General features: G+C 60.7%; 12 protein-coding genes, 1 tRNA gene and 1 riboswitch. Of the genes, 2 read left to right on the top strand and 11 right to left on the bottom strand.

The genetic code is table 11. The annotated features are described in order from the left end of the window. Positions 1-26 precede the first annotated feature (26 nt). The gene (locus C0V73_RS16795; RefSeq protein ID WP_076396987.1) at positions 27-377 is read right to left on the bottom strand and encodes a P-II family nitrogen regulator; all 351 of its coding nucleotides are present in this window, start codon (positions 375-377) and stop codon (positions 27-29) included. A gap of 215 nt (positions 378-592) precedes the next feature. Then, on the bottom strand, positions 593-1,477 hold the full coding sequence (gene tesB / locus C0V73_RS16790) for an acyl-CoA thioesterase II (protein WP_102021132.1): 885 nt from the start codon (positions 1,475-1,477) through the stop codon (positions 593-595). A gap of 44 nt (positions 1,478-1,521) precedes the next feature. On the opposite strand from tesB, the gene C0V73_RS16785 reads away from it, so the two are divergent. Beyond that, positions 1,522-2,775 (top strand): ubiquinone biosynthesis hydroxylase, encoded by a 1,254-nt coding sequence (locus C0V73_RS16785; RefSeq protein WP_280951014.1) that lies wholly within the window; start codon positions 1,522-1,524, stop codon positions 2,773-2,775. Between the two features lie 33 nt (positions 2,776-2,808). Here C0V73_RS16785 and C0V73_RS16780 read toward each other — a convergent pair whose 3' ends face one another. The 4 genes from C0V73_RS16780 to C0V73_RS16765 all read right to left on the bottom strand — a co-directional run bounded on the left by C0V73_RS16780 (position 2,809) and on the right by C0V73_RS16765 (position 5,312). After that, positions 2,809-3,006 (bottom strand): Trm112 family protein, encoded by a 198-nt coding sequence (locus C0V73_RS16780; protein ID WP_102021130.1) that lies wholly within the window; start codon positions 3,004-3,006, stop codon positions 2,809-2,811. Positions 3,007-3,010: 4 nt separating this feature from the next. After that, positions 3,011-3,688, bottom strand: a complete 678-nt coding sequence (locus C0V73_RS16775; protein WP_102021129.1) for an LON peptidase substrate-binding domain-containing protein — start codon at positions 3,686-3,688, stop codon at positions 3,011-3,013. A gap of 87 nt (positions 3,689-3,775) precedes the next feature. Then, positions 3,776-4,744: a thioredoxin gene (gene trxA, locus C0V73_RS16770; RefSeq protein ID WP_102021128.1), complete on the bottom strand. Its 969-nt coding sequence runs from the start codon at positions 4,742-4,744 to the stop codon at positions 3,776-3,778. Between the two features lie 64 nt (positions 4,745-4,808). Continuing rightward, positions 4,809-5,312, bottom strand: coding sequence for a prolyl-tRNA synthetase associated domain-containing protein (locus C0V73_RS16765; RefSeq protein ID WP_102021127.1), 504 nt, complete (start codon positions 5,310-5,312; stop codon positions 4,809-4,811). Between the two features lie 273 nt (positions 5,313-5,585). On the opposite strand from C0V73_RS16765, the gene C0V73_RS16760 reads away from it, so the two are divergent. Next, positions 5,586-5,660 (top strand) — tRNA-Gly (locus C0V73_RS16760). Positions 5,661-5,769: 109 nt separating this feature from the next. On the opposite strand, the gene C0V73_RS16755 is transcribed toward C0V73_RS16760, so the two are convergent. The 5 genes from C0V73_RS16755 to C0V73_RS16730 all read right to left on the bottom strand — a co-directional run bounded on the left by C0V73_RS16755 (position 5,770) and on the right by C0V73_RS16730 (position 11,745). Continuing rightward, complete coding sequence (locus tag C0V73_RS16755) at positions 5,770-6,780, bottom strand: aldose epimerase family protein (RefSeq protein WP_102021126.1); 1,011 nt, start codon at positions 6,778-6,780, stop codon at positions 5,770-5,772. Positions 6,781-6,826: 46 nt separating this feature from the next. Beyond that, the gene (locus C0V73_RS16750; RefSeq protein ID WP_102021125.1) at positions 6,827-8,011 is read right to left on the bottom strand and encodes a VWA domain-containing protein; all 1,185 of its coding nucleotides are present in this window, start codon (positions 8,009-8,011) and stop codon (positions 6,827-6,829) included. 90 nt (positions 8,012-8,101) lie between these two features. Next, positions 8,102-9,028 carry a homoserine O-succinyltransferase gene (gene metA, locus C0V73_RS16745; RefSeq protein ID WP_102021124.1) on the bottom strand — a complete coding sequence of 309 codons (927 nt, stop codon included), beginning with the start codon at positions 9,026-9,028 and terminating at the stop codon, positions 8,102-8,104. Between the two features lie 92 nt (positions 9,029-9,120). Further along, positions 9,121-9,198, bottom strand: a riboswitch (SAM riboswitch). Between the two features lie 1,423 nt (positions 9,199-10,621). Next, a complete protein-coding gene (locus C0V73_RS16735; protein ID WP_054151358.1) occupies positions 10,622-10,828 on the bottom strand; it encodes a DUF1737 domain-containing protein in 207 nt (68 codons plus the stop codon). After that, positions 10,825-11,745, bottom strand: coding sequence for a CoA ester lyase (locus tag C0V73_RS16730; protein ID WP_102021122.1), 921 nt, complete (start codon positions 11,743-11,745; stop codon positions 10,825-10,827). Before C0V73_RS16730 ends, C0V73_RS16735 begins: the two co-directional genes overlap by 4 nt. Positions 11,746-11,828 lie beyond the last annotated feature (83 nt).

Raw genomic sequence — 11,828 nt, 5'->3', positions numbered from 1 at the left:
AGTAACAACTCCCCTTACAGCCGTTCTTACAGCGCTTCGGTATTGGTTTCGCCGGTGCGGATGCGCACGGCCTGATCGATCGCGTAGACGAAGATCTTCCCGTCGCCGATCTGGCCGGTCTTGGCGGCAGAAGCGATCGCTTCAACGGCCTTGTCGGCAAGTTCGGACGAGACGGCGATTTCGATCTTCAGTTTCGGCAGAAAGCTGACGGCGTATTCGGTGCCGCGGTAGATTTCGGTGTGCCCCTTCTGGCGCCCATAGCCCTTGACCTCGGTCACGGTCAGGCCCTGGATCCCCACAGCCGTCAAGGCCTCGCGTACCTCGTCCAGCTTGAACGGCTTGATGATAGCCATCACAATCTTCATCTGGTTTCCCATCCTTTGCTTGTCCTCGGCTCGGAGCCGACTCTCCTTGCCGCCGGCAGGAACTTTCGCGCAGCGACTGACAAGTGACATTCAAAAGGCGTGCCAGATTCAGAATTTTCTATAAGTTATTGAAATGTAAAGCTTCTGTGAAATTGAGCTAATAAACAGGCAGTTGAATGCGCAATGTGCGCACAAAAATTGTGCATAAAAGAATGTTTGATGCTGTTTTAGTCATTTGCTCGTTTGCGGATCAGGCCTTCCTGCGCCACCGACGCGACAAGCCGTCCATCCCGCGTAAATATGCTGCCGCGGGTCATGCCGCGGGCTCCGGCGGCGCTGGGGCTGTCCTGTGTGTAGAGCAGCCAGTCGTCCAGCCGGCACGGTCTGTGGAACCACATCGCGTGGTCAAGACTCGCCACCTGCAGCTCCGGATCGAAGATCGAGGTGCCATGGGCATAGAGCGAGGTGTCGAGCAGGGTCATGTCCGAGAGATAGGCAAGGATTGCCGCCTGGTAGTGCCTGTCATCGGGAACGAGTCCCGACGCACGTACCCAGATATGTGCCTCGGGCTCGAGTTTCTCGCGTGAGAGGTAATGGGTCAGCGACGTCGGGCGGATTTCGATCGGGCGTTCGCGCCCCCAGTATTTCTTCACCGTATCCGGCGCCTGCGCGAGGAAGGCGGCGCGGAACTCGGCTTCGCCCATCAGGGTTTCGGGGGCGGGTACGTTCGGGATCGAGACCTGGTGGTCGAACCCCAGCTCCTCCACCTGGAAGGACGCCGACATCGAGAAGATGGCCTTGCCGTGCTGGATCGCGACTACGCGGCGCGTGGTGAAGGATGAGCCATCCCTGATGCGCTCGACCTGGTAGACGATCGGAATGGACGGGTCGCCCGGGCGCATGAAATAGGCATGCAGCGAATGAACGATGCGATCCGGATCGACGCAACGCTGTGCCGCCATCAGGGCTTGTGCGATGACGAGGCCGCCAAAGACCCGCTGCCAGCCATTTTGTGGGCTGCTGCCGCGAAACAGGTTTTCCTCAAGCTTTTCCAGATCGAGACGCTCGATCAGCTCCTGCATCGGTTTGGTCTGTCCAGCTGGCTGCGACATAATGCATTGCTCCGCTTATAGGCACCCGTTCAAGGCTGATCTATATAGGTGTCGTCAGGTCTACAAGAACAAAGGAATTTGCCATGCTGGATGTGCTCGTCGTCGGCGGAGGCTATGTCGGTCTGTCCGCAGCCGTTGCCATCAAGCAGGCTGCTCCCCACCTCGCGGTCGAAGTGGTCGAGGCGGCGCCCGAGGAAGCCTGGAAAAAGGATCTGCGCGCCTCCGCCATCATCGCGGCTGCCACCAAGATGCTCGACGTCTTCGGTCTCTGGGACCGGATCGAGCCCGACGCGCAGCCCATCACCCGGATGATCGTCACCGATTCGAAAACGTCTGACCCTGTGCGTCCCGTCTTCCTCACTTTTGACGGTGCCGTCGAGGACGGTCGACCCTTTGCGCATATGATCCCGAATGTCAGCATGGTCGCAGCGCTTCGCGAGGCTTGCGAGGAACGCGGGATCGCCATCCGTCACGGCCTGCGCGCGACCGGATTTCGTGACACGGGGCCGAGTGCCGAGCTGACGCTGTCTGACGGCAGCGTGGTTTCATCACGGCTTGTCGTTGCCTGCGATGGCGTACGCTCGAAGCTCAGGGATCTTGCCGGGATCAAGACGGTCACCTGGCAATATGGCCAGTCCGGCATTGTGACCACCGTCGAACATGAGCGCCCGCATGACGGCGTTGCCGAAGAGCATTTTCTGCCTGCCGGTCCGTTTGCGATCCTGCCACTCAAGGGCAATCGCTCGTCGCTCGTCTGGACCGAGCGGACAGAGGATGCCGACAGGCTGGTTGCTTCGGACGATCTGGTTTTCGAGGCTGAGCTGGAACGGCGCTTCGGTCACAAGCTGGGCACAATCCGGGCGACGCCGGACCGTCGCGCATTTCCGCTTGGCCTCACATTGGCCCGCGCATTCATCGCACCGCGGCTGGCTCTGGCCGGCGATGCCGCTCATGGCATTCACCCGATTTCGGGCCAGGGGCTCAATCTCGGCTTCAAGGATGTCGCAGCACTCGCCGAAACGGTGGTCGAGGCGGATCGCTTGGGGCTCGATATTGGCTCGGTGAATGTGCTTGAGCGCTATCAGATCTGGCGCCGGTTCGATACCTTCCGGATGGGGGTAACGACCGATGTGCTCAACCGGCTCTTCTCCAACGATATCACGCCGATCCGGGTGATGCGCGATTTCGGCCTCGGCATGGTCGATCGCATTCCAGGTCTGAAGAGCTACTTCATTCGTGAGGCCGCAGGTTCTTCTGGCCGCGATCGGCCGCGCCTGCTGGGCGGACAGAGCATCTGAACGAAATCCTGATGGGGGAGCCGAGGCGGCCGCTCAGGCCGGCATTTCGAGCTTGCGGGCTTCCGATACCAGCATGATCGGTATGCCATCGCGGATCGGATAGGCGAGCCTGCCCTTCTCCGAGACGAGTTCGTTCTTCTCACGGTCCCATTTCAGCGTGCCCTGCGTCAGCGGGCACACCAGAAGCTCAAGCATCTTGGGATCGACAAGGCTAGTCGGATTGTCTGCCATCGACTTACTGCAACATGGTGTCGGCTTCGCCGAAGGTACGCGCCAGCAGTATCTCGGTGATCGCAATCAGGGTCTCGGCGCGGGTCTTCAAATCCGGTGCCTCGAGCAGGGCCTGCTTTTCCGGCGGACCGAATGGCGACATCATCGACAGGGAATTGACCAGAGTGAGGTTTGAGGCGCGTTCGACGCTCTCCCAATCCGCTTCCAGCTTGTTCGCCTCAAGGTAAGCCTTGAAGGCGCCGAGCAGGCCCGCGCGATCCACCTGTCCCTCATCTTCCGCGCTTGTCAGATCGGCGACGAAGGGGGCAATATGGAAGGTACGGAAGGGCTTTGAATTCTGGACCTCGTCCATCAGGCGAAAACGGCACACGCCCGCCAAAGACACGATGTAGCGGCCGTCACCGGTCTCGGTAAACGAGGTGATACGTCCGATGCAGCCGACCTGGGCCAGTTGCGGGCGCTCGGGCAGGATGTTGGCCTGAACCTCGGACATGGCGGGCTGGATCATCCCGATGAGCCGGTTACCCGAGATCGCCGCGTCGAGCATGGCGAGGTAACGCGGCTCGAAGATGTTGAGGGGGAGCTGGCCGCCGGGCAGCAGCAGCACGCCGGAGATGGGGAAGACCGGGACCGTCTCTGGAAGGTCCGCAGCCGTCAGATATCGGGCATTTCCCACTTGCATTGAAGCACATCCTGTCCGGACTTATGCCGGTGTTCATTCTTGCTTCTATCTGGGTCGCCGAACCCAAAACTCAAGGCCCGCGGCGGCTCACGAAAAGAGGATCGACGAGAGCTTGCGACGCGCCATGACTGTTGCCGGCTCCTTCGGCCCCCAGACCTCGAAGAATTGCAGCAGCTGCTTGCGCGCGCCGTCGTCATCGAAAGTGCGGTCACGCTTCATGATCAGCAGCAGATGTTCTGCCGCTTCCTCGCGACGACCCTCAACATTGCGGATCTTGGCAAGCTTCATGCGTGCTTCGTGATCGTCGGGATTGAGCGACAGCGTGTGCTCAAGTGCCACAGGGTCACCAAGCTTGCGGGCCTCGTCGATCTGGTCGAGCCGCTTGAGAAGCGCCTGCACCTCCGGCGCCTTGGCCAGCTCCTCCGGCAGTTGCGTCACAAGCTCGCGCGCCCTCTGATGCTGATTGGCGCCGATCATGCACTCCGCCAGACCTGCGATCGCCTGCGTATTGTCCGGGTCCGCCTGCAGGATTGCGGCGAAAAGCTGGGCCGCGCCGTCGATGTCGCCGCCAGCCAGCAGGCCGGAGGCTTCTTCAAGCACAGCCGCGATCTCTGCCGCCTGATCGGCGCCAGCAGGCCCTGCCACCTTGTCGATGAAGGCCTTGACCTGGCTTTCGGGCAGCGCACCCATGAAGCCGTCCGCGGGGCGGCCGTTGACGAAGGCGACCACAGCGGGGATCGACTGGATGCCGAGCTGACCTGCGACCGATGGATGGTCGTCGATGTTCATCTTGACCAGCTTCACGCGGCCGCTGGCTTCGGAGACCGCTTTTTCGATGATCGGTGTCAACTGCTTGCACGGACCGCACCAGGGGGCCCAGAAATCGACCAGAACAGGCTGGTTGCGCGACTCGTCCATGACGTCGCGGGCAAAATTGGCCGTGGTGGTGTCCTTGATGAGTTCACCGGCCGGCGGAGCCGCTGCAGCGGGGCCACCGAACTGGGCCGTCATGGTCTGGTTGCCATAGCCGCCGTAAGGGTTGCCGTAGTCGCTCATCATGCATCTCCCGCCTGTTTCGCGACCTAAAGGTGGCCGCCGTCATTGCCGTTAAGATCGTATGTCAGGCCGTGACTTTCAAGACAAGCGGCGTGTGGCCGGTCGCTTCCATGAAGCGGACCAGATCATCGCGGCCGATCGAGGTCGTGGCATCGTTGGAAAGCGGATGGCAGTTGATGGTGTCATGCTCCATCAGATCCTTGTCGAGCACGAAGGTCACGTTCTTGCCTGTATCGTTGATTGCCCCGAAGGCGGTCACGGCTCCTGGCACGACGCCGAGATATTCCATCAGCTTTTCCGGCTTTCCGAAGGAAACCTTGCTGGCAGCGCCAATGATCGTGTGCACGGTTTTCAGATCGACGGAGGCATTTTCCTCGACCGTCAGGAGGAAGAAGTTGTCCTTCTTGTCCTTCACGAAGAGGTTTTTGGTGTGGCCGCCGGGGATCTCGTCGCGCAACGATACCGATTCCGCCACGGTGAAGACAGGCGGATGGGTCTTCGTCTTGTGGGCTGCTCCCAGTTCATCGAGGAAACGGAAGAGATCGTCTGCTGTTTTCGGCGTCGTCATGGTGCCTCGCTTCAAATGTCAGGGTTTTGCCCGTGCCATCTACTCGATTTCTGTTCGAGCCATAGGCTCAAGACCGACATACTGCAATCTTTCTTGGCGCCAAAAACCCCGCAAAAGCTGAGCTTTGTCAGCCTGTTGTGAAGATTTCGAATTTTTTTGGCCCTGATCCGTCATTTCCCTGTTGCATTTAAAAATCGGTTGGGCCATATAGCGCCCGTCGCCGCAAGACGGACGGCCCACGATCCAGACACTACCCCAGGATCGAGGTTATGAGCGGGTGTAGCTCAGGGGTAGAGCACAACCTTGCCAAGGTTGGGGTCGAGCGTTCGAATCGCTTCACCCGCTCCATTTTCTCCTCCGAGAATGGTAACTTTGACACGATACACGCCAATGCGGCCTGATCGTTTCCAGCATGCGACCGACTGCAGGATATCCTGCAGCCGAGCGCTTTTTTACATCATGCCCGTGAGAATACGTAGTCCGTTTCCTGACGCAGCACCTCGCCGGGGCGCAACACCGCGTTCGGGAAGTTCGGATGATTGATCGCATCCGGCCAGACCTGTGTTTCCATGCAGAATCCGGCAAAGGCGCCATAGCGGCGGCCTTCGAGGCCTGGGACGGCCGGTGACACCTTTCCGCCGGCGTAGAACTGCACGCCCGGCTCCGTGGTCAGGATCTCCATGGTCACGCCGGAATTGACGCTGCGGGCCAGCGCCACGCTGCGTTTGGCAACCCGGCTGCTGGAGAAGCAGAAATTGTGGTCGTAACCCAGTTGCTCCCCATCCACCTCCAGGCGAATCGGTCGCATTTCGCGGAAATCGAAGGCCGTGTTCTCGACAGGGCGGATTTCGCCGGTCGGAATCAGCCGCTCATCGACAGGGGTATAGTGGTCAGCCGCGATCATCAGGTCATGGCCGAGAATGTCGGGCCGGCCATCGAGATTGAAATAGGCGTGGTGGCAGACATTGGCGATCGTCGGCTTGTCGGTCACGGTTTCGTAAAGGGCAGAGAAAGTGCCGCCGGCTTTCAGCGTAAAGGTCGCGCGTGTCCGCGCCGTGCCGGGATAACCGGCGCGGCCGTCCGGATCGGTCACCTCCATCACGACGAAATCGGACCCGTGTTCCAGGATCGTCCAGTTCTGGCGCCCCATGCCATCAGAACCGCCATGCAGATGGCTGACGCCTTTTTCGTTGAGCTCCAGCTGGTAGTCGGTGCCATCCAGCGTAAAGCGGCCGCCACCGATGCGGTTGGCGCAGCGGCCGGGTGTCGCGCCGAAATAGGGCGAATGATCGAGATAGCCGGCGAGATCCTCGAAACCGAGCACCAGCGGTGCATCGTGGCCGTCGAGGCGCAGGTCCTGCAAGACCGCACCGAAAGTGATGATCGAGGCTTCAAGGCCGCCTCCCTTCAGGCTGACCTTCTCGACCGCTTCTCCCGTGGGCATCACGCCAAACACTGTCTTCGTCATCTTGTCGCTTCCTCGCCTATTCTCATCAAAGTCTTTTTTCTGTCCGTCACCGCGCCAGTTCACGTGCGGCGGCCTCAAGGCCACCGAGCGTCAGCGGATACATGCGGTCGCCGATCAACCGGCGAATCAGGCCGACGGACATCGTATAGTCCCAGTTCGCCTCCGAAAGGGGATTGATCCAGAGGTGGCGCCGGAAATGGTCGGTCAGTCGCGTGAGCCAGGCCGCACCGCTCTCGGTGTTCCAGTGCTCCACCGAACCGCCGGGATGCGTGATCTCGTAGGGGCTCATCGCCGCGTCGCCGACGAAGATCAGGCGGTAGTCCGAGCCGAATGTCCTGATGACGTCTGATGTCGGAATGGTGTCGGCGTGGCGGCGCTGGTTGTCCTTCCAGACCCGCTCATAGGGGCAATTGTGGAAGTAGAAATATTCCATGTGCCGGAATTCGGACCGTGCCGCCGAGAACAGCTCCTCGACCTCGCGCACGTGATCGTCCATCGAGCCGCCGATATCGAAGAACATCAGGAGCTTCACGGCATTGCGTCGCTCGGGTTGGGTCTTCACGTCGAGATAGCCATGTTCGGCCGTCGACCGGATCGTGCCGGAGAGATCGAGCTCTTCGGTCGCCCCTTCGCGTACAAAGCGGCGCAGCCTGCGCAGGGCCACCTTGATGTTGCGGGTGCCGAGTTCGACGCGATCGTCGAGATTGCGGAATTCGCGCTGGTCCCAGACTTTTACCGCGCGCCGGTGCCGGCTTTCGTCCTGGCCGATGCGCACGCCTTCCGGATTGTAGCCATAGGCGCCGAAGGGCGAGGTGCCGGCCGTGCCGATCCACTTGTTGCCGCCCTGGTGGCGTTCCTTCTGCTCAGCGAGGCGCTCCCTCAGCGTGTCCATCAATTTGTCGAAACCGCCGAGCGCTTCGATCAGCGCCTTGTCTTCATCCGAGAGATGCTTTTGCGCGAGCTTGTGCAGCCAGTCATCGGGAATGGCACGCGCATCGACGCCGTCCGGCGCGCCCTCGCTCAGGATACCGCCGAAGGTCTCCGAAAAGACCCGGTCGAAGCGGTCGATGAAGCGCTCGTCCTTCACCAGTGTGGTGCGGGCGAGGTAGTAGAAGCCCTCCGGGTCGAAGTCGACCAGACCTGCCTGCAGGCCTTCCAGCAAGGCGAGATATTCCCGCAGCGTGACGGGAACCTTCTCTTGTTTCAGACGCAGGAAAAACGGCAGGAACATCGATCTGGAAAAGCTCGGTTTACAGGCGCGCGCATCCTGTCACACAGCACGCAGACTGTCCCGACAAAATCCGCTCCTGTCTCCGAGCCGTCAGCGCGGGGCCTTGCCGATCTCGTTCAGGTCGTAAGGCGTCATCTGATAAATCTCGTTGATCCAGTTGCCGAACAGGAGATGCGCGTGACCGCGCCACCGGTTCAGCGGAGCGAGCGTATCGTCGTTGTGCGGGAAGTAGTTGTGCGGCAGCTTGATCGGGATGCCGGATGACTTGTCGCGGAAATACTCGTCGCCCAGCGAGGTCGAATCATACTCCACGTGATTGAACATGTAGAGGCGATTGGCCTGCTTCTCCTGCACCAGGCAGACACCCATCTCGTCGGATTCGAGCAGGATCTGCAGGTTCGGAACCTTCTCGATGTCGTCGCGGCGGACTTCCGTCCAGCGTGAGACGGGCACCTGGAAGTCGTCGGAGAAACCATTGAGATAGACCGAGGATGGCGCGAGGTTGCGGTGGCGATAAACGCCAAAGGCCTTTTCCTTCAGCGGATGCTTCGGCACCTTGTGGAAGTGGTAGATCGCAGCCATGCCGCCCCAGCAGACATTCATGGTCGAATGCACGTTGGTCTCGGTCCAATCAAGGATCTCTTTCAGCTCCGGCCAGTAGGTGACTTCCTCGAAGGGCAGCGTCTCGACAGGCGCGCCGGTGATGATGAAGCCGTCAAACTTGCGGTCCTTCACCTCGTCCCAGGTCTGGTAGAAGGAGAGGAGATGCTCTTCGGGGGTGTTTTTCGCCTTGTGGCCGCCGACGCGGACCAGCGTCAGCTCGACCTGCAGCGGCGAAGCGCCGATCAGGCGGGCGAACTGGACCTCTGTCTTGATCTTGTTCGGCATGAGGTTGAGCAGGCCGATCTGCAGCGGGCGAATGTCCTGGCGGATAGCCATGGTTTCGGTCATCACCCGCACGCCCTCATGCACGAGGGTTTCAAAGGCGGGCAGCGTATCGGGGATCCTGATCGGCATCTTACTCTCGACTTTCCTTGTCACGGCGGTTCGAGGACCGCGGAAACAAAAACACCGGCAGCTTTTATATCGCTACCGGTCCTCGGAAAGTCTTCGAACTCGCCTCGGCCCTTTAGCGACTTATTTTACGTGGCTGCAAGCCGGCCGGCCAAATCACCACGGAACACGAGGCCTTTTACGCCTGTCAGGGGCGCGAATCAATGGGCAAGGCGATCGGAGGCGTTGGTGCCTCCCCCCATGCGGGGGAGGACGGAAAATCGAAGGCTTAGGCGAGCGCAAGCCGCCTAAACATCAGATTTTCCAGGTGAGGGGCGCAGTTCCGTAGGCGACAACCTCACCTAGCCCCCCTCTTGCGAAATCTGAGGTTTGGCCCTCATCGGGCCAATTCCTCGATTTCGCTTTCTCCCCCGCAATGGGGGAGATAGGGCCCCCGCCCCACTTGTGTTTGGATCCTCGGGTCAAGCCCGAGGATGACGGAGTGTGGGGGAGCGACTGGTATCCTCCTCTACCTCTTCCATCGCACAGCGCATGAGGAGAATACCCTCTTCCACTCCAAGAAGGTCGTCATCCTCGGGCTTGACCCGAGGATCCAGACACAAGCCTTCCGAAGCCAGACAGTCACCTCAAACCACTCCGTCTTCCGAAAAAAGGGGGATGAGTTTGAGAAAATTCGCAGCAAAATCAAACCCCGACATGTTTTTTCATCCCCACCAATTCCACCCTCTTAGACTTATCCCCGTCCCGCCCTCGGATACACCTGACGATGCGATGTCAGGCGAGGCGGGGCCGGCGCCGGGGGCGCGTACTCTCGCAGGTATAGACCCCCGGCCCGCTGCAACGGTCTCCCTCCGGACGAAGGGGTGGAAGTGATGGCGGACGGTCGGATGCCTGACGCCTGAAACCCCTGATCGGAAGGACGTGCCTCAGAGGCACACAGACAAGGCGCCAGCGCTGTCGCGAACACCCAGACAGCGGGGCGGAGAAAACGGCGGGGATGAGAGCCGGGCCGCAAATGGCCATGGCATCATCCCCCGGGCGAGGGTCCCGGTCGGATTGGTGCACCATCCGGCGGGAACCTCCCGGGCCACCGGCCAGGCTGAAGCGTCACTTTCGTGGTGACGCCGCAGCCGGACCCTACGCCCGGTCATCCCTTGGTCATCCTCGGGCCTGACCCGAGGACCAAGGACCGTCGCCGCCTTGCCAGAGAGACGCATGCAGCGGGAATAGACGCCGAACGGGGCGCCGGAAGGAGCCACATAAATTACTTAGACAGGTTGCTTCTGGCGCCTCGTCCGAGACAAGCATGACCACCCCCGGAGGGAGCAATCCCGACCGGCGGCGAAGCTTGGGGTTTTTGACATCGATAGATCACCCCTCATCCTGAGGTGCCCGACACAGTCGGGCCTCGAAGGACGAGGCTACCCCGCCACCCCTCATGCTGAGGTGGGAGCGAAGCGACGTCAGAAGCACGAGGCCACCAGAGCGGGATGCTTCGAGGCCCGCGCTTCACGCGGGCACCTCAGCATGAGGGCCTAGCGGAATGCGCTGGGTCCGTTCTCCCGCACCAAGGGCGAGATGTGCCTCACGAGCAAATCACTGCTCGCCGAGCTTCATCGACGGATCGTAGTCCTTGCCATGCACTGTCTTCACCACGGCCTGGCCGCAATACAGCTTGTTTTCGGCAGCATTGAATGTGTGGCTCGGCGATCCGTGCAGCTCCCAGCCCTTGTTCAGCGCGTCGGTGACGCGGTGGCAGAAGCTGGAATCATCCGGTCCGGTAAGAAAACGATAGACTTTCATGGCTTGTCCTTTCTGGCGGTAATCAGCGCGACCTTGGCGAGAAGACGTGTTGCCTCCTCGGCATGCAGCCGCTCGATCATGCGCCCATCGATGTTGATGACGTTGAGGCCCGCATGGGCCGGGTTGGCAAAGGCGTCGGCCACGAGGCGGGCCTCCGCGATGGCTGCCGCCGAGGGGCCGAAATGGTGGTTTGACGGTTCGATCTGGGCTGGATGGATCAGCATCTTTCCATCGAAGCCCATGGCGCGACCTTGAGCGCATTCGGCTGCAAGGGCTTCCATGTCGCGAAAATCGTTCGATACGCTGTCGATGACGTCGAGGCCATAGGCTCGGGCGGCGAGCACGATCTGCATCAGATAGGATACGAGATAGGTGCGGCCGGGTTCGGCCGGGATGACGGTCGCCTTGCGCAGGTCGTTCAGCCCGACAACGAAGGCGTCGAGGCGACTGTCGCTTGTCCGGCCCGAGGAGGCGATGGCTGCCGCGTTCAAGACGCCGCGCGGCGTTTCGATCATGGCCCAGATCCTGAGACCTTCCGCCGCATCATGCTCGCCCAGCATATCCGCGACGTCCTGGATCGTGACTGGTTCCTCGACCTTGGGAAGGAGGACTGCGTTGGGCAGCGCCTCCAGAACGAGCGCCATGTCCTCCCGAAAATAAGGCGTGTCGGCTGCGTTGATGCGAATGATGCACTCGCGATGCCCGAGATCACTTTTCTGCAGAAAATTCAGAAGCTTGCTGCGGGCATCTGCCTTGCGATCTTCAGCCACGGCATCTTCCAGATCGAAGATGACGGCATCGCAATCGAGGCTCGCCACCTTTTCCATGGCCCGGTCGTTGATTGCGGGCACAGTCAAGACGGAACGGCGGAGCCGGGACGGATGATGAAAGCGGAAGGAGGAGACTTCAGATGTCATGGCCGAGTTCTGGCAAGCTTTGGGCGGCCGCGCAAGATGACAATTGGGTGAAAGGCCCTTGCAATGCGGGAGAATAAGGACCA

The sequence above is a fragment of the Rhizobium sp. TH135 genome (genome assembly GCF_002855515.1).
In the GTDB taxonomy this organism is placed as follows: Bacteria; Pseudomonadota; Alphaproteobacteria; order Rhizobiales; family Rhizobiaceae; genus Allorhizobium.
Note: the sequence above shows the minus strand (reverse complement) of the source record. Positions and strands in the feature narration are given on the sequence as shown.